This window comes from Streptomyces sp. NPDC058469, assembly GCF_042721125.1.
In the GTDB taxonomy this organism is placed as follows: domain Bacteria; phylum Actinomycetota; class Actinomycetes; order Streptomycetales; family Streptomycetaceae; genus Streptomyces.
In genome coordinates this window covers 26,929-51,222 of record NZ_JBHXME010000021.1, presented here as the reverse complement: position 1 = coordinate 51,222, position 24,294 = coordinate 26,929, and the positions used below count along the sequence as shown (strand labels likewise).

The following is a 24,294-nucleotide window of genomic DNA, read 5'->3' as shown; positions in this document are numbered from 1 at the left end:
ACACTTCGTGTGGGCTACGTCGTGTATACCGCCCGTACGGTCCAGATATGGCCAAGTCCGCCAAGCCCTCCAGCCCAACGTGGCACCGGCTCGCACAGCCTTCCGAACGGCTCCGTGCGCAGTGGGTGCGCGGCGACGACCGCACTCAATGGGTGGCGTGCGGCCGGACCTGGGACGCGGTGGCCATCTCCCCGATATCACACGGTCTGGACGCGCTGGTCGCCATGCGCGTGGGCCCGCGCCGGGGCTACCCGGTGCTCGCCGACCACCTGCGCGACCAGCTGTACGTCCTGGTGCCGCCGGGCACCGGCGGGGCGGCCGCTGGTCTGCCCGGCGTGCGCGTCCTCAGTGACGGCTTCCAGCTCTTGATGCCCGCCGGCCAGCACGGCAGCCCGGTGGCGCACTGGGTCAGCCCGCCGCACGAGAGCGCCCCGCCGCTGATCCGCCCCGACCGACTCACCCACCATCTGCGAGCCCTGGCCCGCGACCAGCAGGAGGCGGCCACCTCATGACCAGCACCCACCACGTCCTGTTCGACCCGGAGGGCCGCCTCACGGCGGAACTGCCGCCCGACCGCACGGTGCACGAGCAGGTGGTGCGCACGGCGCTGGCGTGGTCCTCCCCGTCGGACGTCCCGGCCGCCGACGTCGTGGCGATCGGCCACCTGCTCGCCGGGGCGGCGCGGGTGGTCGCCGACACGGTGCGCATCCGCGCGGACCGGCTGCCCGAGGACGACGGCCGCCGCCTGTTCGCTGAGCTGATCCTGCAAGAGGCCGACGGACGCCTGTCGCAGCCGTGCACGAGCCTGAACCGGGTGCACAACCGGGCCCGGCTGATCCGCGCGCTGTACGAGCGGCTGGACCGGCTCGAAGCTGCCGTGCCTGTCGACGAGTCGGCGGCCGCGGCCCCCTGAGCCGTCTCCCGGCGCCTCCCCCCGTGGGCCCGGGCGACGCACGAAGCCCCCGGCGGCTGCTCCTGCACCGAGCACCGCCGGGGGCTTCTCCATGTCCGCGTCCGCCTCGGCGTCGTGGGGCCGAAATACGTGAGTCCCGGAGTCACAGACTCCGGGACTCAGACAACGCGGGCGCAGGTCAGACGGCGGCCTTGGACTTCGAGGGGCGCCCCCACCCCATCGCACGCTCGATCGCGGCGAGCAGTGCGGGCTCCCATCCGGCGGCCGCCAGGTCGGCGGTCTCGGTCAGGCCCGCCTCGGTGAGCGCGGAGAGCTGCATCGCATGCTCGATCCCTTCGGCCCACGCCGCCCGGACGGCTTTGCGGCAGGCGAGGCGTGCTTCGAGTTCGGCGTCGGTGTCCGGTTCGCCGGAGCGGCGCGACTCTGCAAGGGCGCGTCCGCACTCGGTGACGTCGTCCAGGAGGACGACGGCCTGTTCGGCGTCCGGCTGGCGGGGAGCCGGGGAGGCCTTCGGGCTGACCCCGCGGCGCAGCTGTTCCATGCGGGTGGGTAGCGGCACCCACGAGGGCTCGCCGGCCATCTGCTGGTTGGTCTGGTCGACGGCCCGGGTCCAGGCCCGGTACAGCCCGCGCGGCTCCAGGGGCGTGCCGGGCGGGACCGTGTAGTCGCCGCGGTGGTTGGCACGCAGTCCCACCCACAGGGCCGTGGTGGTGCCCTGGACCCGCTCCAGCAGTGCGTGCCGTTCGACGAGCCACCGGCGCAGCGCGGTCCGGGAGAGGCTGGACAGGTCGATCAGTTCGACGTAGGCCTCCGCCTCGCTCCATCCCTGCGGCCTGCGCACGATCCGGGCCTTGTCGAGCGAGGGGGCGAGGTCCTCGATCCGGCACGCGCACAGTTCACCGGAGCGGGCCCCGGTGTCGACGGCCGTCGCACCGAGGGCGAGCATCCGGATCTGCCCGGGCAGGGCGTCGCCCCGGTCGGCGATCTCCTCCAGGGAGGTCCGCAGCAGGGAGCGGGCCCGCGGGGGCACGGGCTGCTTGCGGGCGGGATCGGGCTGCGGCGGCAGGTCGGCGTACACCCCGGCCGCCTTCGCGAGCAGCGCCAGGACCTCGATCCGGGTCTGCCGCGAGTTGTCGGTGCTCGCCCTCTTCTTGTCCACCGCGCGGGCCCGCAGCTCGCCACGGGCGGCGAGGTCCAGGTAGGCGTCGACGGCGGCCCGGCGGAACAGGGTGCGGGCTTCGGCTTCGCTGTCGAGCGGGTGGTCGGCGTGGGCGAGGGCCCGGCCGTACTCGCCCGCCACCCACCGCACTTGGCGGCCGCGGGCCTCGGAGATCTCCTCCTCCCACGAGCAGACCTCGGCGGCGGCCGCGCGCAGCAGGTCGGCCCCCGTGAGGCTCAGGTCGACGGTCATCAGCTGGCCTCCCCGGAAACGGGCCGTCGTACGGCCTGCCGGACGCCGCGGGCCGCCGGTGACCACGAGAGCGCGTCGCCGCCGTGGAACTGCCGGAAGGCGGTGTCCTTCGACAGGTCGGCCGCACCGCCGATCTCCGTCCAGGTCGCAGCCTTGCCCCCCGGGCGGCCCTCGCCGCGCAGGGCGCGGCCGGCGGCGTCGTGCGCGGCCCGGCCTGCCGTGTCGGCGACGAGCATCATCAGTTCGAGCTGGTGCAGCGGGTCGACCGTGAGGCCGACCGCCTGCGCGAGCAGCTGCACGCGCTCGGTCGGAGTCGTCTCCTCGGCGTTCGCCCGCCGGATCAGATCGGCGATCTGCTCGGCAATCATGTCGACGTTGTCCACCCGGATTCCTTCCGTTGTGCCAGAACAACGAACGGCGGCATCCTAGCGGGGTTCCGTTGTGTCGAGACAACGGAACGGGCGCGGTTGGCGAGAACCGCGCCCGTTGGCCGAATTACAGACTCTGGGAGTGCCGGACTTACGGAGTCTGACCCCGCTCGACCTTCCCCGCGCTGGACCGGCGGCCCCTCCTCGTGCTGGCCTCCTCGGCCTTCTCCGGGGCAGGTTCCTCCGCCGCGGCGACGGCCCGGCGCCGCGGCAGCACGGAGGCCAACAGGGCTTCCTCCGTGTCGCCGTGGAGCCGGTGGGCGTGTCCCTGCAACAGCAGGTCGACGGCAACGCGGATCAAGGTGTTGTCGGTGATGATCTCCGAGCGGTCCCGGCGGTGGGCACCCAGATGCCGCCGGAGATCGGCAAGGTCCGTGAGCTGGTCGGACCGCAGTCGGGCCTCCTTGCGCTCCAGCGTCGCCCACTTCGGGTCGCCGGAGCGGTGCGGCTCCGGCGACCCGGCGGCCCCGGACCCGGCGCCCTGCTCACCCTCACCGAGGATGGGCTCGACAGTAGGCGTCAGTGGCGTGCGCCCTGCTCCTATGCCGGAATCGGGGGAGACCACGGACCGGGTCCTCGGCGGTGTCACACAAACTCCTTGATCATGCGTTCGGCGGAGGCCTTGTAGACCTCGCGCATCTCGGTTCCACGACTGCCCTGGGCAGAAAGCGGCTGGGCCTCGTCGGCGGCGTCCTTCACCACGGACCGCAGCGGGATCGGCTCCCAGACCATCCCCTCGCCGAAGATGCCCGAGAGTGTCCCGAGGTGGTGGGCGTGCCCGGCGAGACGGCCGTCGACCAGCGAGGGGATGGCGGCCGCGAACCGGAGGTCCAGGTTGCCCATCTCCTTCCGGTTGATCTCGTCAAGGATGAAGTCCCGGAAGCGGGTCGCGCCCTCGACGCCGTCGTACTCCGGCTCGACCAGGCCGACGCCGTAGTCGGCGGCCGCCAGGGCGAGCTGGGTGAGGTGCCCCAGGGAGGGCTGGCAGTCGAACAGCGTGAAGTCGTAGTCGTCGTCGACTCCTTCAAGGGCGCGGGCCAGGCGCCCGCGTGAGCCGATCACGGCGGCCTCGGAGATGCGGTTCTCCAGGTCGAACCGGCTGGGAATGATGTCGATCTGCTCGGCGTAGATGCCGCCCCACCCGCACGGGACGATCGCGTCGGCGGCGCACCCGGTCTCGCCGGACTTCACGACCTCGGAGATCGTGACGATCGGCTGTTCCTTGCGGTAGGGGCGCCCCATCCTGCGCGAGAGGTTCGCTTGCGGGTCGACGTCGACCACCAGGACCTTGCGGTTCATCTCGGCGAGCGCGGCCGCGACCATCTCCACCCAGCCGGTCTTGCCGACGCCGCCTTTGTTGCTGCCGGCGGCGACACGCTTGTTCTTGCGCTGCGGCATGGGCCTCTCCTTTCTCGGTCCGTGACTCTGTGACTCCGGTATCCCCGGAGTCTGTGACTTCGGCAGTCTGGCAGTCGCCCGGCATCTCCTCGTAGCGGAACCGCCGACGTCACCGACCGGCCGGACGTTCGCCCGCCCGGGTGCACCCGCCACCAAAAACGCAGACTGCCGGAGTCTGTGACTCCGGCAGTCTGTGATTCGGGGTGAAGCGTCCGCAGGTCCGGCGGACGCGTGGGGGTCAGGTGTGCGGCACGGCGGTGGCAGCGAGGACCGTACCGGCGGGCGGGCCGCTGACCGGGTCCCCCGGCGCGGGCGGGGTCGGCGTGAACGCGGTGCCTCGTCCCTTCGAGATCTCGATCAGGACCTGACGGGCGGACTCGCAGTCGCCGGCGGCGCGGTGGCTGCCGCCGAGCCGGAGCCACCGGCGGGAGCCGAGCCACTGGGCGTACGCCTCCATCAGGCAGTACCAGCCGTCCCAGGGCTCCAGGTGCATCGGCTTCTTCCCGGCCCGCGCGATGTCGCGGAGCACGACGGACCTGTCGAACTCGGCGTTGTACGCCAGAACGACGCGCCCCTTGGTGACCTTGCGGAGCCGGGGGAGCACCTTCTCGAACGGCCGTTTGTCGGCGACCATCTCGTCCGTGATGCCGTGCACCCAGCGGGCTCCGTCGCTGATCTCGGCGTCCCCGGGGTTCACCAGGGTGTCCATCAGCTTCTTGCCGGTGGCCGCGTCGATCACGGCGATCTCGACGGTGTGGCCGGACAGGTCGGTGGTCTCGGTGTCGAGCACGACCGCACGGCCCGGCTCCAGGAGGTCCCGCGCTTCCCGGGTGATCTCGCCCCACGCCGGGCACAGCTCGATCTCGCCCGCGTACGCGCCCGCCTCGGGATCGTCGGCCAGCTCCCGCCACACCGTGGCCTCGGTGGGCAGGTCCTCGATCCGCTCCCAGTCCAGCTCCCAGCGGTCGGAGTACGGCGAGTGCCAGGCCCAGACGGTCACGCCGTGCCGGTCGGCGAGGCCCTGCGCGAAGCCGCGGACGGCGGCGGCCCGGGTCGGGGCGAGCCTGGCGTACTCACGCAGCGGGGACGGCTTCCCCTTCGGCAGGCCGCGGACCGCCTCCCAGTCGACACCGGGCAGCTCCAGCAGCGCGCGGACGTCACCGAGCCGGTAGAGCGAGACGGTGACCGTGCGGTAGCGGCCGACCTCCTTCTCGTAGACGTGCGCCGGGCGGACCCACCCGGCGGCCTCGACGTACTTCCAGTCGCTCGCCCGGATCTCCAGCACGTCCGTGGCGGCGGCCTGCGCGGTGACGTACTGCTCGCCGTCTGCCTCGGTGGCCATCGTGTCCAGGTCGGCGATCAGGTACCGCCCGCCGCGACCGGTGGTGATGCGGCCCTCCTCCCCCATCCGCACCAGGTCGCTCCAGTGCCACCCGATCCGGTCGGCCGCCGCGTCCCGGGGCAGGCTCGCTGCCTCCCACGCCAACCGTTCGGCGACCACCGACCGCACCAGGTCGACATCGAGGGCGAGCGCGGCCGCCGTGGAGTACATCGGCCAGCCCTTGTAGTGGTCGACCACCTCCAGGTGCTCCTGGGCGACCAGGTCGTCGACGTCGGCGGCGGTGACCGGCTCACCGGTGTGGTCGGCGAGCAGGCCCGCGATCCGTCGGGCGCCCAAGGCCTCGGGCAGGGGCGGTTCCTGCTGCGGGACCACCGGGGTGGTCCCGGTCGTGGCGGTCTCGGTCGCCGTGTCCTGCATGGTGTCCGTCACGGTCGGGTCTCCTTCTCGGTGGTTGTCGTGCAGCGGTCTTTCTGGGTGCCGAGCCGGGCGACGGCGTTGATCTCGGCGGTGAGCCGGGCGCGGGCCTCGGTGAGCTTCTCGCCGGCCGCGCGCTTGGCGGCCCGGGTGCGGGCCAGGGCCTGGGCCTGGCGCTTCTCTCGCTCGGTCAGGGTCCGCACCACTTCCTCGTAGTGCGCCGTCTTCTCGGCGGCGATCTGGGCGCCGGGGCGCTGCGGGCTCTTGTGGCCGGTCCGGGGGCCGGACTTCCTCGACAGCTGGAGGCGGGCGAAGTCGATCAGCTCCGCAGCGACGACCCACTTGGTCCGCTTGTGCAACGAGCCGGTGAGCAGCACGAGCTGAGGGAAGTTCGCGTGACGCTTCTGCCAGTTCGAGATCGCGGACTTGCTGACGCCGACGAGCCGGGCGCCGTCGGCCAGGGTGACCAGCTCGCCGTGGCGGTCCTGGTACTCGGGCCGGAGCCAGACCACACCGTCGGCACTGGCTTCGGGCGGGGACTCGGGGTGTTTCAGTTCCTGGTGCATCTGCGGGTCTCCTCGATGCGCCCGGGGCCGGGGCCGGTGGCTGCCGGGGGGCTTCGCCGCCCCCCGGGCCCCCGCTCCCCCGGCACCGCCCGGCGCGGTCAGCGCTCCCGTGGTGCGGGTGCGTGCGCGCCGGACGGCACCGGGGCTGTGTGTCCCTGGCCTGGGCAAGTTCCTGTTTTCCGACCGGAAATGAGGCGCGGTCAGTCGTCGTCCGGGTCCGCCGCGGTGTTGCCGGTGTCGAGCCGGAGGTAGGCATAGCCGCTGTCGTACGGCTCGGGGTCGGTGATGCTGAACTCCCGGCGGAGGACTTCGACGACCAGGGCAGTGGTGGCCTCGTCGGCCGCGATGCGGAGGTCGGCGATCCCGGGCAGGTGCTGGCGGGGGCGGCGCTCACGGCGGGCCATCAGTGGAAGCTCACTCGTGCGATGACGGCGAGCAGTTCGCCCGCGTCGCCGGCGGCCTGGAGTGCATGGTGGTCGGCTTCCTTGACGGGGCCGACCACCAGGACGTGCTGGGCACGGTCGAGCAGCGCCCACCAGTCCTCGGGCAGGCTCACGGTCTGCGCCGCCCGCCACAGCTCGATGTCGTCCTGGCCGTCGTCGTCGACGTGGACCAGTCCGCTCAGGGAGCGGTCGGCGATGGTGGCGCGCAGCCGCCAGGACCGGTCCACGTCCGGCATGCCGTGCAGCCCCCAGTGCTCCCAGTCGGTGCGAGCCTCCAGGTCCTCGATCCCGGCGCCCTCGCTCTCCGGGTACAACGTGAGCATCGGCAGCGGCTGCCCGTCGGGGGTCGCCGTCTGCCCGACGAACACCCCGTAGTTCTCGGCGAGGTGGTAGGCGTCGACGTCGTCGCCCAAGTCCAGGTCGTCCAGGGTGAAGACGTCGATCCCGGCGGCTCGGAAGGCGTCCATCGGGTCGGCGGGCCTGCGCCGCGGCGGGGCCTCGGTGACCTTCTCGGCGACCTTCCGGACGGCTTCGGCCAGGACGGGGCCGTCACCCATCGCCCAGTGGTCGAGTGCGTCGTCCAGGAGCGCGGCCGCCGCCGTCTCGTCCATCGCCTCGACGGCGGCGAACGCCTCGTCACCGGTCCCGGCCTGCATGGCCGTACGGGCCAGGGGCGCCCACTGCCGGGTCGGGTCGGAGGCGGCGAACCCCACGGTGGGGACCGCGCCGTAGACGGCTCCGGCGAGCGCGGCGAGCGTCGCCCGGTCCTCCTTCACGACCTTCGGGATCAACGTCTGCTGGCACGGCTGGCACCCGGCCCGGCAGGCGGCGACCAGCCGGGCGGCAAGGTCGAGATCCAGGACCCTCCAGCTACCGTGCGGCACGAGCGGCAGGGCGCTCAGGTCGGGGAGCGGAGTGTGCGTGTGGGTGGTGCCGGCGGCCGCGGAGCTGTACGCGGCCCCGGTGCGGTCCTGGCGCTTCTTGGCGCGCTGCTTCTTCCCGTGCTTCTTGACCACGAGTTCTCCTCGTCGACGTGCAGCGGTTACCCATGACCCGATGCACGCGAGCAAGAACGTGGTGAGCTGCGCGGGCATACGGAAGATCCGTCGGGACGGACCGGTGTTGCTCTCTTCGCACTGATGCACTGGGACCGTGTGGTCCTGGCACCTTCGCCTCAGATCGCTCCCAGTCATGGGCTGAGGCTGGCTTGGGCCTGTGCGTGGCCTTGCTCGAAAAACGATACCCACCCCCACTGACAAAGAACGGTGAATTCGGCCAAGGCGCGGCCAAAGACGGTGTTCAAAAACGCCCGCATTCACCGAACTGGCCCCGGCGTATCTGGATCGAGGTTTTTGACCTTGGTCGGTAGGGTCCAGAGGGGATGACGTGGCGTGTGCTTGCTGACGTGCCACGGGAGTACGCGGCACGGGGAGAAGCGCATGGGGGATGAAGTCGCGACGGCGGACACGGCAGCGGGCACCGCACCCGAGACAGCTCCGGCCGCCTCACCTGGGCCGCTGCCGCTTCCCGAAGGGGCGGAGCCGGTAGAGGCGGTGACGGGCTATCACGCCCTCATCAAGGGCGGCGCGGTCACCGTGTTCGGCCCGGACGGCGCCGAGATCGCCTCCGCACGCCGCGCCAGTGGGTACGGCAGTGCCATCGCGGGCCGGGTCGGCGACACGCGGCTGGTCGCTGACGGGATCGGGGACGGGCGGTTGACGTCGTTCGCGGAGCTGGCCGCGCGTCATCACCGGGCGGTGGCCGACCCGGGCGCCCGTGACCGGGTGTGGGTGCGGTGGGAGGAAGACGGCGTCGCCGCGGTGTACGGCACCGACAAGTACGACGATGACGACGTGCGGGCGGTGAAGGCCGGGAACCTGTACTGGTCGGGGCAGCGGCAGGCGCGGGCGACGGGCCGGAAGTGGAACCCGGGCACGCGTGACCGCAACCTCGCCGCGGTGCTGAAGGCGTTCGCCCGGCAGGACCGCAACATCGTGGTGCTGGGCCCCGGCCAGACACTGGAGGATCTGCCCACCTCGCCGACACCGGCCGCGGTGGCGGCCGCTGCCGCTGTCCCGGCGCAGCAGGCCCCGCCGGCGGCCGCGCCGCCCGTCCCGGAGCCCGAGCCGGAGCCCGAGCCCGAGCCGGAGCCCGAGCCGGAGGACCTGACCGTTCTCTCGGACGAGGAACTGCTGGCGGCGGAGGACGCGGCCGCGACGGCCCGTCGCCAGTTCCGCTACAGCAGCGCCGAACCCCGCGTGACGGACGCCGAGTACCAGCGCCTGGGCCAGGAGATCGGCAGGCGGCTGGTGGAGCGGGAGGCGGCGGCGGCTCCGGTCACGGAGCTGAGCGACGAGGACCTGGCCACCGAGAGCGAGTGGTGGAAGAAGACGATCCACAAGACGTCGTTCCACTCCTCCGACGAGAAGTACCGGGCGCTGGAGCGGCGACGTGACGCGGTGACCGCCGAGCAGAACGGCCGCACCGCCCGGGCCCTCATGACGGGCCCGGCGGCCGCCGACCTGGACGATGAGGCGCTGGAGAACGCCTACGAGCGGATCGGCCCCTCGTGGACCCGCCTGCCCGGCGGCACCGAGCTGAACGACCAGGTCACCGCCTACCGCCAGAGCCTCCAGGACGAACGGGTCGCCCGGCGGGCGCGGTCCTACGGCGAGCGGACGCCGGTCGGCGAGATGACGCTGGAAGAACTGATCGCCGAGAGCGCCGACCTGGGCTCGCACCTGGCGGCCCGCAACGAGCAGTCCGCCTACTCCTACAGTGAGGCGGTCAAGGACGCCCGCGCGAAGCGGCTGCGGGCCGTGGACGACGAGTGGGACCAGCGGGGCCTGGAGCAGAACCCGGACGCCGCCCGCGCGGTCATGGGCCAGAGCATCGGCGGCAAGCGGCAGGTACTGATCGACGGCTCGGAGCGTTCCTGCGCCTACGGCTACGTGGAGCGCCACGGGAAGAAGTTCCGGGCCCTGGCTGGCTGGGACGAGCGCAGCAGCCTCGGGGACTTCGACTCCGGGCCCGCGGCGATGGCCGCGCTGGTGCGCCGGTACGACCAGGACCCGGAGACGCTGCCGCGGCGCACCTGGGGCAACACGCGGGAGGTGGACCTGCCGAGCAGTTCCTACGACCCGATGGTGTCGTGGCTGCGTCGCAGGCCCTCGGAACTGTCCCGCGAGTACGACCGGGTGCTCGACCTGCTCACCCCCTACCAGCTGCCGACGCAGACGAAGGTGGTCAACCCCCTCACGAACCAGATCATGAGGGCTTACCCGTTCTACTTCGAGGAGGGCCTCCTCGGGGAGCTGGCGCGGATCGCGGAGCGGACCACGGAGGACCTGCGCGAGCAGTCCCTCAACGAACAGCTGCCCAAGCGGGAGCGGGAGGCGGCCAAGCGGCGCATCCCGGCGATGGGCGCCGCGCTCATCGGCATCAACGCAGTGATCGAGCAGGTACGTGCCGCCGGCGGCGACGTGGAGCGGCGCGGCGTGGATCAGGGACGGCTGGCGGCGCAGATGGCAGCGCTGGCCGGTACCGTCGACGAGCGAGAGGGAGGCGAGAGCGATGGCGGCGAACAGCCAGTACGCGACGCTGCTGCGGCGGCACTGGGAGGAGTTCCGGCCCCGGGAGCTGGCGGCGATGGAGGACCCGGAGCGGTACTTCCGGACGCTGGGGACGCAGATGAGCGAGGCAATCGCGGCAGCGGAGGAGGACCTGGAGGAGACGCTGGAGCCGGAGACGGAGTACCAGGCCCGGGTCGGGCAGATGGCGCAGATCTCGGCGACCGCGCGGGAGCAGGTCCTGCGCGAGATGCTGCCGCCGCCGGAGGACGCGGAGGACCAGGCGGCGCCGCCGAGTTGGGAAGCGGCGGAGCTGGCGTCGATCCGCAGGGAGCTGGAGAACCTGTAGCAACCCGGCGGTTCCGCCCTGATCCGGCGGACCTGCCGCGCGGCCCGCTGGCCCGGGCTGAGGCGAACCTCGCAGCCATCAAGGTGCTGCGGACGCTGGAGCGCGAGAACCGCGGCACCACCGTCGACGAGGCGCGCACCCTGGCCCGCTGGTCGGGGTGGGGCTCGGTGCCGACCGTCTTCCTCGACGAGCCGGACCCCGACGAGCCGATCTACGGGCCCGGCGGGGACCGTGAAGGCGGCTTCGAGACGGACCACGCCACCTGGGAGTCGTACTCCCGGGTGCGCGGGGAACTGCGGGACCTGCTGGACCCCTTCGAGTGGCGGGCGGCGTCCCGGGCCGTACTGTCGGCCCACTACACCCCGCAGGCGGTCGCCGAGTCGATGTGGCAGGGCCTGGCCGCGTACGGCTTCGACGGCGGGGAGGTGCTGGAGGCCGGGTGCGGCTCCGGCGCGTTCTTCGGGGTCGCCCCGCCGGCCGCGCGGCTGACCGGTGTCGAGCTGGACCCCACCACCGCAGCGATTGCCGGACGGATCTACCCGCACGCCAACGTGCTCGCGGAGTCGTTCACCGACACCGACGTCCCCCTCGGCACGTTCGACGCGGTGATCGGCAACGTGCCCTTCGCGCAGGCCCCGTTCGGGGAGCGGCGCTACCGGGCGGGCGGCCACTCCCTGCACAACGGGTTCATCATCAAGCAGCTCGCTCTGCTGCGGCCGGGCGCCTACATGGCAGTGATCACCTCACGGTGGACGCTGGACGGCGAGGACACCGCCGCTCGCCGCGACATGTCCCGCTGGGGCGACCTGGCGGCCGCCTACCGGCTCCCCAAGGGCACCTTCGGCGAGACCGCCGACACCGACGTCGTCGCCGACGTGCTCGTGTTCCGCCGCCGCGCGGAGGGCGAGGAACCGCGCGATCAGGGCTGGATCGAGGCGCCGGAGCGGGAGTTGGGCGGCAACGCCGTCACCGTGAACGCGTACTTCACCGAGCACCCCGAGAACGTGCTGGGCCGCCTGACGACCGAGACCGGGCCGTACGGGCCTCGGGTGACCGTCCAGGGCGACCCCGGCGAGGCGCCCCGGCTGCTGCGCGAGCGGATGGAGGCCACCGCCGCCGCGGCGGTCGCCGACGGCCTGGGCTACGTCCATCACGAGGACTGGCCCCACCGCGAGCCCCTCCTCCTCCAGACCGCCCGCCTCAAGCACGCCACCGACTTCACCGGCCGCCTCTACACCGACGACCACGGCGCGATCTGGCAGCACGTCAACGGCGCGGACCCGGTCCGGGTCATCACGGCGGACGGCGTCTCGGGCACCGAGCAGCTGCGGACACTGCTGGCGCTGCGCGACGTCGCCGGCGAACTGCAAGAGCTGGACCGCACCGGCCAGGACCCGGACCGGGCGCGCGAGGTCCGCGACCAGCTTGCCCGGCTGCACGCCTCCTACACCGCCAAGCACGGACCGCTGTCGCGCCCCCGGCAGACCCGGCTGACGCTGCCGGGCGAGGAAGCAGCGGCCGCCGCCCGTGACGCCGGCGTCGAACTCGACGGCGAGGACCGGCTCCCCACGGGCTGGGGCTGGTTCCGCCAGGACCCGCACGCCGCCGTCGTCCTGGGCCTGGAGCACTGGGACCGGGCGAACGACCGGGCGGTCAACTCCGAGGTCCTGACCCGGCGCCCGGGCGCCCGGCGCGGCGACCTGGAGCCCACCGACGACCCCAAGACGGCGCTGACGGCCGTGATGGGCGCCACCGGCCGCGTGGACCTGCCGCTGATCGCCTCGCTGCTGGGCACCACCGCCGACGAGGCCCGCGCACGGCTGGGCACCGAGGTCTTCGACAACCCGGTCTCCAGGAAGCTGGAGCACGCCGGGGCGTACCTGTCGGGGGCGGTGCGGGAGAAGCTGGAGCGGGCCCGCGAAGCGGCCGCCACCGACCCGAAGTACGCGGTGAACGTCGCCGCCCTGGAAGTGGTGCAGCCGCCGCCGAAGCGGCTGGGACAGTTCACCGCCCAGCTCGGCGCCCACTGGATTCCCGCGCCGCTGGTGCAGGGCTTCCTGCGCGAGTACCTCGGCGACCCGACCCTCCAGGTCAGCCACAACGAGCGCTACGGCTGGTCGCTGGCCGCGGGGAAGGTGCCCGACGCGATCAACGCGTTGAAGGGCACCGAGCGGCGCTCGGCGGTGCACATCGCCAAGGCCCTCCTCGGCCGGGCGTCGATGGTCGTCAACCGGCTCGACGGCGACGGCGTCGACGAGGACGCCACCCGCGCCATGCGGTACAAGGCCGACGCGATGCGCTCCGCGTTCGAGGAGTTCTGCACCGCGAGCACCCAGCGGGTCACCCTGCTGACCGACGCCTACAACCGGCAGATGAACGGGCATGTCGTCCGCAGCTACGACAGCCTCGCCCCGACCCTGGAGGGCTTCACCACCGAGCGGACTCCGCACCCGTGGCAGCTCTCCGGCGCCGCGCGGATGCAGTTCGAGCGGGGCGTGATCCTGGCGCACGAGATGGGCCTGGGGAAGACCACCACGATGGTCATGGGCTCGCAGGCCCTCAAGGCCTCCGGGCAGATCGGCAAGCCGTTCGCGGTCGTCCAGCCGGGCCTGGGCAGGCAGTGGCTCGATGAGGCCAAGCTGCTCTACCCCAACGCCGACATCCACCTGATCACCTCCGACGACCTCGCCGACGGCAACCGGCGCCCGGTCCTGGAGTGGCTGCGCGCCAACTCCCCGGATTTGGTGATCTTCACCGAGGGCGCGTTCCAGTCGATCCGGATGAGCCCCGAACAGCAGGAGCTGTACCTCTTCCGCGAGATCGAGTCGCTCAAGGAACAGCTGGAGCGCGAGCGCGGCGTCCCGCACAACGCCTTCGCGCTGATGAAGCTGGAACAGCGCCTGGCCACGGTGGAGTCCCGCATCCGCCGCAACGACGCCCCGATGCGCACCCCGGGCGAGGTGTACTGGGACGACCTGGGGTTCGACTACGCCTGCATCGACGAGGCGCACCGGTTCACGGCCGTGGGCTTCCGCTCGAAGGAAGCCGGGGGCGAGACCGCGAGCGTCCGCGCGGTGGACCTGCACCAGAAGCTCAGCTGGCACCACCGGATGGCGGAGTACGACGGCGGCCGCCCCACCGTGACCCTCGGCACCGGCACGCCGATGGAGAACTCCATCTTCGAGCAGTATTCATGCCTCGAACTGGCGACGCCGTGGCTGCTCGACCAGTTCGGGGTCCACGGCCCGGACCTGTGGTCGGAGACCTTCGGGCAGAAGGTCCAGCGCATCGAGCAGGCGCCCGACGGCAGCGGCCTGACGATCGTGGAGCGGTTCTCCCGGTTCGTGTCCAAGTCCACGATGAAGACCATGTGGGGGCTGGCCACCGACACCAAGACCGGTGACGAGGTCGGTATCGAGCGGCCCCGGGTCGCCGGCGGCGCCCCCAAGCTGGTGCTGGTGGAGCCGACCGCCGACCAGCGGACCCGGCTCCAGTCCCTGGTCGTGCGGGGGCAGGCGATCCACGCCGGGGACGTCACCCGCGACGAGGACAACATGCTGGCCGTCTCCGGCGAGGGCCGCGCCGTCGCCCTCGACCCCCGGCTGGTGGACGCAGGCGCGCCCGCAGGCAACAAGCTCGTGGAGGCGGCCGACATCATCGCCGCCGGCTACCACGCCCACAAGGACCACACCTACGCCGTCTCCAGCCGCGACGACACACCGCACCCGGTCCCCGGCGGCCTGTTCTTCGTCTTCGCCAACTCCGGCACCCCCGGCGGCAACAACAAGGGCGGCTTCGACGCGTACGCCGAACTGCGTGACCTGCTCGCCGCCCGCGGCGTCCCCCCAGACATGGTCCAGTTCGCGCAGGAACACCGGACCCCGGAGCGGAAGGCGGAGATGACCCGGGCCGCCAACAACGGCGGCATCGCGGTCCTCATGGGCTCCAGTGAAGTCCTCGGAACGGGCTTCAACGGGCAGAACCGGGCCTACGCCCTGATGCACCTGGATCAGGACTGGACCCCGGCCATGATGATGCAGCGCAACGCCCGCGCCCTTCGGCCGGGCAACCAGCACGAGGAAGTGGACATCTACTTCCTGGCCACCAAGGGCAGCATGGACGCCTGGCAGGTCGGCCTGCTCACCTCGAAGGCCGAAGGGTTGCGCGACATCCAGCGGCCGCCCGGCGTCGGCGACGACGACGGTGACACCGTCGAAGAGATCGGCGCGAGCGACTGGGACTACGCCACGATGGCCGCCGAGATCGGCGGCAACCCCTACATGCGGCAGTTCATGGAAGCCAAGATCCATCTCCAGGGCCTGGAGGCCGACCGCCGCAACGCGGCCGCCGACCGCGTCCGGCAAATGGAGCTGCTGGGCACCAAGGAAGGCGAACTGGCCGGTACCCGGCTGGCCATCGCGGCCCGCGAGAAGGCCCTGCCGAAGATCACCGAGACGATCCGCGGCGACGCCTTCCGCATCCGTATCGGCGGCCGCGAGTACGAGAAGTTCAGCGAGGCCGCCCCGGTCCTGCGCCAGGTCGTCACCGAGGCCGTGCGCGCCCACCAGCGCGAGGGCCGCGGCCCGTGGAAGAAGCTGGGCACCTTCGGCGGCCTCGACTTCGCCGTCCAGCCGGAGGTCGCCTACGGCAGCGGCGAGGTCCACGCGTACATCGGGTTCCCCGAGCTGCGGCACAGCGAATCGCGGTGCTCCGTGGAGGACCTGGTCAAGGGCAACATCGGCGCCACCATGCTGGGCCGCCTGGCCACCGCCCTCGAAAAGGCGGAGGACCACCAGCTGATGGACCGTGAGCGCCTTCCCGGCCTGGAGAAGGAAGTGGCGGTACTGACGGCCCAGCAGGAAGCGGTGAACTACGGGCCCGCCATCGAGCACGCACGGCGCCGGGTCGAGCTGCTCGACGGGATCGTCGGCGCGATCACCGAGCGGGACAAGATCCCCGAGCTGACCGAGTCCATGCTCGACCCGAAGAGGCACCCCACCGAGAACAGCCGCAAGAAGGCCCTCCAGGAGAACGCGGAGAAGCGGGCACCCCACCAGGCCAACGTGGACGCGGCGGCCGCGAGGCTGGCCGCATTCGACGCGGAGAACACCGCCCCCGAGCCCGTGGTGCTCGTCAACACCTGGACAGAGGACAACGACACCGACGAAGCGTTCGAGCAGTGGCGGGAGCGGCAACAGATCATCGTCCAGCAGAACCGGGAGGCCGGGCTGGGCGCCCCGATCCCTGCGGACGAGCCCGCCCCCGCGCCCGAGGACGGCGCTGACGATGCCGCGGCCGACGAGCCCGCCGGCGAACACACCGCGGGCCAGGCCCCGGAGCCGGGCGGCGACAGCTCCGAGGAACCGGCGACTGAGACCGCCGAGTCGGCCGGTGGCACCGAGGCCCCCTCCGCGCCCGCTGCGGAGGCGCTCACCGCTGAAGACATCACCACCCTGTTCGCGCCCGGCGAGCAGGTTCGCGTAACCCCCATGAGCTACGACACGTGGAGCAAGACCTACGTCCCGCAGCCCGAGTTCATCGGCACCGTGATCGGCTACACCCGGAACGGCAACTACAGGGTGCGCGAGCCGGAGCACGGCACCAGCAACAGGCACTATGACGCCCGACGTGAACTGCACAAGCTGGACACCGAACCGCCTGTCCGCGAGGCGAATCCGCCGACAGTCGATCAGTCGTCCGACCTCACGCAGTCCGAACGCGTCCCAACCTCGACGTCTCCAGCGCACGCATCGGAGCAGGCTCCCGCAGCGGAAGGTGACGGATACGGTACGGCCGACCTGTACGAGGCGTTCGGCCTCACGCAGCCCGAACGCGCCCCGGCCCCGGAGCCACAGGACGAACCCGACCCCGAAGCAGAGACGGACGAGTCAACCGGCGTGCCGGACGGGCAGATGACCGTGGAAGAGGTCCAGCCCGAAGCGGTCGCGGGCGGGCAGGACACGGACGGCACAGGCGCGGCCGCGAGGGACGACGGGCGAGAGCGCCTGACCAGTACCGACGGGCGGCTGACGTTCACCCTGCTCGTGGTCCCCGCCGACGCCGGGTTCCACCAGGCGGCCGTGGACGGCTACCAGCGGCGCCGCAGCGAGTTCGCTGCCGTCGTCGAAACCAAGAACGAACAGACAGCCCAGACGCCCGCGGAACAGGCGGACCATCTGGACCGGTGGCGCCAGACCTACAAGACGGCCAACGGCCTGGAGCCGTGGCGGCCGCTGCCCTCCCTGCGCCTGTCCCGGCAGGAGGACGCACCGGGTCTGCTCCCTGCGGAGTACGGCATCGGCTCGTGGGTGACCTGGCGGGACGGGCCGAACGGCCAGCAGGTGACCGGACAGGTGATGTCGCCCGGCCCGGGCATGGACACCTGGTACGTCAGCACCGACCGGACCGGCGTCACCGGCGAGTACCACGTCCTCAGCCGGAGCGGGAAGAAGGCCACCGGCTACACCTACGCCCTCAACGGCGCCGCTGTGGACCTGCGGCCCGCCGACGGGCCCGTGGAACAGGTGCCGTTCGAGAATCTGTCCCCTGTGGACTCCGTCCCCGCCCAGCCCCTCACGTCGTACGCCGACTATGTGCCGGGCAAGAGCCTGGCCGTGGTGCGCGAGCCGATCCCGGTGACGGTCGGCGAGATCACGCCGCGCGGGCCGGAGCTGGTTGTCGACGTCCTCGCGGACGGCGTGCCGTTCGTGGTCGGGGTGACCCGCCACGCCTCCAGCGGCGTCCAGATCTTCACTCCTCGTATCGAGATCGACGGCGAAGCGGTCCGGACTTTCGGCAGCGCCGAAAGCCGGGGCGGGGCGGTCGAGATCTGCGAGCGTGTGGTCCGGGAAGCCCGCGAGGACGCCGCCAGGCCTCTCCGCGCGCACGGCCGTGACTACGACTTCGCCCCGGCGGCCGACGGGCTGTGCGCGCGGTACAACCTGCACGCGGATGATGCCGGGCCTCAGCCGCTCTACCGTGTCGGCGACAGCGACCCTCTGTGCATCGACCACATCGTGTCCACCTTCGACGTGGAGATGTCCGAGGTCAGCAAACTCGCCCGCGCCCACCAGATCTGGGGGACTCGCGTAGTCGCCGAACCCGCGGCCGCCGTCGTCCCGGGGACCCCGCCGGCCGATGTCGAGCAGCCGGAAGAAGCCGTCGCACAGGAGACGGCGGACGCCGCTGCGTCGCAGGACCCGCACGAGGTCGCCCGCGAGGCACTCCAGGGCGGCAACCGGATCACGGTTGTCGTGAGCGGCGGAAGCATCGAGTGGGACGGGGAGGCCTGGGGGCTGCCCGTGCCGGAGACGGCCACCGTCACCGGCACCGTCTACCCCGGGTATCGCGACTACCGCCAGAACACGACGCTGCTCGATGCCGTGATCGTCGATCAGACCGGGAGGGAGGTGACCGCCACAGACACGGTCTTCCTCCGGCGGCTGCCTGCGCAGGTGCAGCTCATCCCGGCCGACCACCGTGACGACCTGCGGCCGGAGACCCGCACCGTGGCGCAGGTCCGCCTGGGCGATCTTATCGCCGAGGGCGGCACCCGGGGCGAGGCAGTCACGGAGCTGCGGTTCGGCAGCAATCGCCGGGGCAGCGTCATGGGGTTCACCACCCGCGACGTGGCCAAGGGCACCCCCAACGGCTTCGCCCTGGACTTCACGGATGAGGTCCTGGTCGTGCCCCGCGAGCGGCGGGCACCGCAGGACGTCTCCGATGTCTTCGGCCGCCACAACAGCCGCAACCAGGTCGCGCTGGAGACTCAGCGGACCTTCGAACTGCACGCTGCGGTCACGGAGGTCACCGACCGCGTCTGGCCGGACGGCACTGGCCCGCAGACCGAGATCCAGGCGCTCAGCAGCGCGATCGGGGCGATCAACGCGGCCCCGAAGGGCATGGACGCCTACCGGGCCAACGCCGCGGCGATGGAGACCGCTGACGCTGCCGCGGCCGCGCTGTTCGCGGCCACCGACGACGACATGCTCAACGGCTACGTCGGCCTGCCGCTGCACCAGCTGCGTCAGCACCTGGACATCCAGGCCCAGCGGCTGCACGCGGACGTCGCCCACCTGACCGAGCGTGCGGCCGCCGCGCCAGCGGCGAACCCGGGCACCGCCGACGAGCCCACCCCGCCCGCCCCGGAGGAACAGGGCGCACAGGACCAGCCGACCGAACGCACCCGGAGAGGGGAAGACGTGGCCTCCCAGGGCACGGGCCAGACGGAACAGCTTGGGTTGTTCGGCGATCCGGCGCAGGACCCGGCAGAGGGCCCGGCGGAGCCGGAGACGGGCACGGGCAGCGGGGCCGTTCCTGCTGGTGAACTGCCTGCCCAGTCGGTGACGACCGAGGGCGGGCGAGGGGCACAGCTTCGGGCGGCGCTCATCGAGGGCGAGACGATCGCCCCCGTGTCGTTCGTCGACCGGCGCGAACCGGCGGAGGGCTGGGTCCTGACAACGGCGGGCGGGCACGCGTTCCGGCTCCGCCCTGTGACGTACTCCCGTCCGGATGAGGACCAGTGGGAGGCCGGACACGACGCTGACGGCTCCTACTGGTGGAACGCGAACCTGGAGGATCGGCCCCTTGAGGCCGTGCTTGCGCGGGTCCGTGAGGACACCGCGACCCGTACCCGGTTCGCGTCCCTGTGGGCCCGGTACGGGCACCTGACGGAGCAGCCCCCGCAGTTCGAGACGACCACGGACCGCGTTGAGCTTGAAGAGGGGGTGTTCCTGATCCGGCGGTTCGGCCGCGTCGGCCTTATCGCGTCGTGCCGGTGGGGTTGGGAGCACCTGACCGACCCGGACGGCGCGCAGGGCCACACCGGTGAGGACTGGTCCCGGAGGGGCCCGGACAATCGGCAGTACGTCGCCGAGTGGAAGGTGTGGCACTCGGCCCAGGAGGCCATTCCGGCCGCGCGGCTACGCGTCGTGGCCCAGCTCACGGACGACATGGCCGACACGCCGGACGCGTACTGCGACGCGTCGGCGCCGTACGTCGGCAAGTGCAGCGCCAAGAGGTCGGGGGCCCGGTACACGGTCGCCGTCGACGATGACCAGGGCAGTGAGCTTGGCTGCTACACCGTGTGCGCGCGGTGCCTGTCTCACCGGCTCCTGAACGACGAGGACGGACTCTTCGCCTACCGCGACGTTGAGAGCCTGGTGGGGGCCCTGGCCAAGGGTGATCCGAAGGTGGTCGACCTGCACTGGAAGCAGTGGCCCGACCGGGCCGCGGAGCTTGCCGGACAGATGCTGTCGACCGCACTGGATGCCGGAGAGACCGCCCCGTGGCCCGCTCAGGCTCTGACGAGCCAGCTCCTCACCGAGGCGTGCGAAGCCGGTGACGACCGCGCCATGCGTGAAGCGCGAGCGGCGGTGAAGACCGCGGGCGGGGACGCGACGGCACAGAAGCGCGCGGCGGATGAGGCGTTCGCCGGCCGCCAGGACCGGGCCGCGCTGGTCACCCGGCGCGGCGCGACCCCGATGGAGGCGGCGGACGAGACCGACCGTATGGCCGCCGCGATCCTCGGGCTCGCCGGCTGGGGGACGGCGGGTAGTGACGCGGTGCCGGAGCCTGCTGAGGGGGCGGCGCCCCAGGTCGTCGACGTCAATGCGCTGACCGTCAGCCCGCAGGTCCTCAATGGGGAACCGTCCTCGTACCAGTTCACCGTCACCGGCCCCGGGCTGGCCGTCGGCGAGTACAAGATCTCCCACGATGCCCAAGGGAAGGGCGCCCGGGGAATCATGTGGCAAGCCTGGTGGCACGGCGTAGAGCCGTCGGGCCGGTGGGACGTGATCAGCATCGGTTCCGGCGAGGGCGAGAGCGCGGCCCTGGCGGCCGTCGCCGAACATGCGGCCAAGGCTGGCGGGGACGTCACCGCCGGGTTCAGCGTCGCTCGCCGCATGCACTACGACGCCGGGCTGTGGCTGCTGCCGGAAGTCGGGGAGTCGGAGACGATCCAGTACCGCCCTGACGGCTCGTGGACGATCACTGCTGAGACCGGCGTCCCGTACACGGTCCGTCGGGAGTGGCGAGGCCGCACCGCCTCCGGTGACCTGGCGCCGCTCCTGATCGAGGATCAGGCGGGGACCCTGGTCGCATCCTGCACCGCCGTCGACAGCTACATGTCCGCATGGGCGCCGATGCTCGATCGACTCCGCCTCCACGCCACGGCGGTTGCTGACGGGGTGCCGCACGCGACAACCGTCACCCTCGGCGGACCGACCCAGGAGTGGGTCGAGGCGTGGTGTGTGTGCAGCTGGACCGAGCGCGCCGATGTCGCCAAGTACGCCGACCGCGCCCCCGCCGGTGAGGCACTGGCTCTGGCGCACCGCCAGGCCCACTCGGAGACGTCGACAGCGGATGCGGCTCCGCAGTCCCTCGCAGCCGTGGTGACGCCGACGCTGGACGACGCCGTGCAGACCGAACCCGCTGAGGCACCGGCCGTCGCTGAACTGCCGGAGCTGGACGTGGTGCTCCTGGACGTGGACGTGCCGCCGCTCGACCCCGCCGAGCCGTACAGCACCGACGAGGAAGCGCGGACGGACATCGACCGGCTGGGCGAGGCGTTCGCGCGGTGGGACGCGCTGCCCACGGTCCAGCGCTACTACGACGCCGACCGGCAGCAGCGGCCCGACGGCAGCGGCGAGCCGACCAACCCCGTGGCCCAACTCGCGGCGGCATACCGGGACACCGGGCAGTTTCTGAGTGACGACCCAGCAGGCACACCGGAAGACATGGTGCGCCAGGTCCACACGGTGGCGGTCTGGAGCGGCGCCCTGGAGCCCGTCGTCGACGAGGACCTGCGCGGTCCGCTGGGGGAAGTACGGGAGGCCGCCGCCCTCCTGGCCTCCCGCTCGCAAGCGACGGTGGAGGCCTTCGAGGCGGAGCTGGCCGCTCTCGCTGCGAACTCCGCAGAACAGGACGCCGTCGACCTGGAGAGCGCGGCCGCCGAGACGGGACCCGCCGAACAGGCGCCCGCGGACGTCGACGGCGAGCCGGAGACCCCCGAGAGCAGCACCGAGCCGGACCCCGGCGAACCGGCCACCGACACCGGCCCGGTGGAGTCCGCAGCGGACGCACCAGTCACGACGGACACCGAGACGGACGGCGATCCGGCGCCGGAGCCCGATCCCGAGGAAGCACCGGAGCCGTCGACCGCCGTCGACGACGCCCCGGAGGACACCGCGGCGGCCGCTGCCACGAACGACGATCCGGCACCAGAACCCCAGGACACGCAGGAACCCGCAGTCGCGGTCTCGGATGAGGGGATGCACGAGGCACGGCGCGAAGCGTCGTTCCTCGAGCAGGACCGCCCCGCAGCGGCGGACGGCGGTCAGCAGACACAGGAGCCCGGCACGGCGGCCGCGCCGCCGGACCCGGCCCCGACCCCGGCGAGCGAGGACGCCCCCGGTGACGAGACGGCGCGAGACGCTTCGGAGGACCCGACCATGACCACCCCGCCGATCCCGGAGACCACCGACATCCCGGGCGAACCGATCACCGAGGACCCGCCCGCACCGCAGCGCTATGTCGAGACGGCCCCGCTCGCGGGCGGCCTCGGCTACCGGATGCGCCTGTCCGGACTGGACGGCCAGCCCGCCGACTTCGGCGAGGTACTGCGGGGCGACCTCGTCGTCGCCACCCTCCACCCGGGCGCCGAAGGGGGCTGGTTCGCACGGCTGGCCGTTGACGGCCTGCCTGCGGATGTCACCTACGTGGCGGGCGAGGCGCAGGACGCGGCCGCCTCCGGGGCCGTCATGTACTCCGCGTTCAGCGGCGCCCCGTACGGTTCGCCGCCCGGCGCGGTCGACGGCGACGAGACGCAGCAGCGGGTAGAGGCCCTGCGGGCCACCCTGCGCGACACCGCCGTGCAGCACCGCGACGTGCTCGTTGGCGCGGCCGCCCGGGCACGAAGCGAGTACAGCGAGCACTTCGACGGTCTTCGGGGCGCCCTCGACGGCTTGGCGGCCGCGGTCTCGGATGGCTACGGATCGCAGCAGATGACACAGCATCTCGACGCCGTCCAGGGGGCCGTCAACGCCTGGGGTGGCGCGCTACCGACCGACCTGGACCACCCCGCACGCCGACAGCTGGCCTTCCCGCTGGCCCATCTGCTGTACGACTCCCGGCGCATGCAGGACCAGGTGCAGGCCACGCTCGCCGCGGTGCAGGCAGAACAGGAGAGCGCCCGGGCCGTGGCGGCCGCCGCGGCGACGACGGACGCCGTGCCACAGCAGGAAGGCACAGAGTCCCGGAGTCCCGAAGTCCCGGACTCACAGAGCACCGGCACGACCGGGGAGGACGCACCAGCGGCCCCAGCAGGGACGACGGCAGACGCACCGGCCCCGGAGAACCCGGAAGGTGCCGCAACCTCCGAGGGTGACGGTCCGGCTCCCGATGTCGCCGTCGACGCCATCCGTCAGGCGCTGGAAGACGCCCTGCGGGCCGATCAGCCGGAGCCTGCCGCGCCGGAGCCCGGCGACCTGCCGCTGTGGACCGGTCTGGAGACCTCGCCCGCCAACACCGCGGCGACGGAGCCTCCGGCCGGACCGATGGACGTCCGTGCCGAGTTCCAGGCGGTACTGGACGCCTGGGACGAACACGTGCCGTCGGCGAACGGCACGGCTCAGGACCTGGTCGCCGAACTCGACGCCGACCTCGCCACGTTGCAGCGGGCGTTCGCTGAGGCGGTCACCCCGGCCGCGCCGGCGGAACCGTCCACCGCTACGACCCCGGCGGGCACCACCACGGAGGGGACGGCGGCCGCGCCCGTCGCGCAGCAGGCCGACGCCGTCAACTCCGCTCTCCAGCAGGCCGATACGCACGCCGCCGCGCTCCAGGACTTCCCCGAGTGGCAGCAGATCCAGACGGTGCGCGGTGCGGTCGGCCACCTGGTCCGCGTCATGCGGGAGCGGGCCGGGGAGCACTTCGAGCGCCTGATGGGGGACAACCGCGTCGGCGAGTTCTTCCGCAAGGTCTCGATCAACGTCTGCGAGAAGGTCGCCGGGTGGGCGCAGGCGGGGGCCGACCGGCTCCGGCGACGCGGCGAGGGGAAGGGGGGAGACGCTCCGGCCGCCGATGCGCTGCGGGACGTCGCCAATGCCGCCTCCGCCTACAGCTCCCCCGGCGGGGGCCGCAGCGGGCCGCCGCCAGCGTCGCGGGACACCGCGTCCACCACGGTGGACATCCCGGCGATGCGCCAGATCGGGGAGGCGCTGGCCCGCCCTCTCCCCGGCGCCAAGGACGGGCGGGGCACACGCGTCTCCACGGCGGCCGCGCGGGGCAAGTCAACCACCCGGGGCGCAGCGAAGAAGCCGAGCGGCTCCACGAAGAAGAAGTCGGGCGGCGCCGCGGAGCAGGCGGGGCACCTGCGCCGCGCGGCCGCCGATCCGCAGCAGCAGAACCCCAAGCCGACGCAGCGGTAGGGCACGGACAAGGGCCCGGCCCGCCGAGTCGGCG

11 protein-coding genes are annotated in these 24,294 nt (G+C 72.4%); 3 read left to right on the top strand and 8 right to left on the bottom strand.

All coding sequences use genetic code 11. From position 1 onward, the window contains the following. The first annotated feature begins 47 nt into the window (after positions 1-47). The gene (locus ACFWP5_RS13275; RefSeq protein ID WP_384154551.1) at positions 48-512 is read left to right on the top strand and encodes a hypothetical protein; all 465 of its coding nucleotides are present in this window, start codon (positions 48-50) and stop codon (positions 510-512) included. Further along, on the top strand, positions 509-913 hold the full coding sequence (locus tag ACFWP5_RS13270; RefSeq protein ID WP_384154549.1) for a restriction endonuclease: 405 nt from the start codon (positions 509-511) through the stop codon (positions 911-913). Before ACFWP5_RS13275 ends, ACFWP5_RS13270 begins: the two co-directional genes overlap by 4 nt. Before the next feature lie 178 nt (positions 914-1,091). Here the strand turns inward: ACFWP5_RS13270 and ACFWP5_RS13265 are convergent, their stop codons facing one another. The 8 genes from ACFWP5_RS13265 to ACFWP5_RS13230 form a co-directional block, all read right to left on the bottom strand. Then, positions 1,092-2,324, bottom strand: a complete 1,233-nt coding sequence (locus tag ACFWP5_RS13265; protein WP_384154547.1) for a hypothetical protein — start codon at positions 2,322-2,324, stop codon at positions 1,092-1,094. Further along, positions 2,324-2,707 carry a hypothetical protein gene (locus tag ACFWP5_RS13260; protein WP_384154545.1) on the bottom strand — a complete coding sequence of 128 codons (384 nt, stop codon included), beginning with the start codon at positions 2,705-2,707 and terminating at the stop codon, positions 2,324-2,326. Before ACFWP5_RS13260 ends, ACFWP5_RS13265 begins: the two co-directional genes overlap by 1 nt. A gap of 136 nt (positions 2,708-2,843) precedes the next feature. Then, a complete protein-coding gene (locus tag ACFWP5_RS13255) occupies positions 2,844-3,341 on the bottom strand; it encodes a hypothetical protein (RefSeq protein ID WP_384154543.1) in 498 nt (165 codons plus the stop codon). After that, positions 3,338-4,150, bottom strand: a complete 813-nt coding sequence (locus ACFWP5_RS13250) for an AAA family ATPase (RefSeq protein ID WP_319132750.1) — start codon at positions 4,148-4,150, stop codon at positions 3,338-3,340. Before ACFWP5_RS13250 ends, ACFWP5_RS13255 begins: the two co-directional genes overlap by 4 nt. 238 nt (positions 4,151-4,388) lie before the next feature. After that, positions 4,389-5,921, bottom strand: coding sequence for a 3'-5' exonuclease (locus tag ACFWP5_RS13245; RefSeq protein ID WP_384154540.1), 1,533 nt, complete (start codon positions 5,919-5,921; stop codon positions 4,389-4,391). After that, positions 5,918-6,472 carry a hypothetical protein gene (locus tag ACFWP5_RS13240; RefSeq protein WP_384154538.1) on the bottom strand — a complete coding sequence of 185 codons (555 nt, stop codon included), beginning with the start codon at positions 6,470-6,472 and terminating at the stop codon, positions 5,918-5,920. Before ACFWP5_RS13240 ends, ACFWP5_RS13245 begins: the two co-directional genes overlap by 4 nt. A 200-nt stretch (positions 6,473-6,672) precedes the next feature. Beyond that, positions 6,673-6,876, bottom strand: coding sequence for a hypothetical protein (locus ACFWP5_RS13235; RefSeq protein WP_384154536.1), 204 nt, complete (start codon positions 6,874-6,876; stop codon positions 6,673-6,675). After that, complete coding sequence (locus tag ACFWP5_RS13230) at positions 6,876-7,931, bottom strand: hypothetical protein (protein ID WP_384154534.1); 1,056 nt, start codon at positions 7,929-7,931, stop codon at positions 6,876-6,878. The genes ACFWP5_RS13235 and ACFWP5_RS13230 overlap by 1 nt, the downstream gene beginning before the upstream one ends. A gap of 423 nt (positions 7,932-8,354) precedes the next feature. Between ACFWP5_RS13230 and ACFWP5_RS13225 the strand changes: the two genes are divergently transcribed. After that, positions 8,355-24,260, top strand: a complete 15,906-nt coding sequence (locus ACFWP5_RS13225; protein ID WP_384154532.1) for a hypothetical protein — start codon at positions 8,355-8,357, stop codon at positions 24,258-24,260. Positions 24,261-24,294 lie beyond the last annotated feature (34 nt).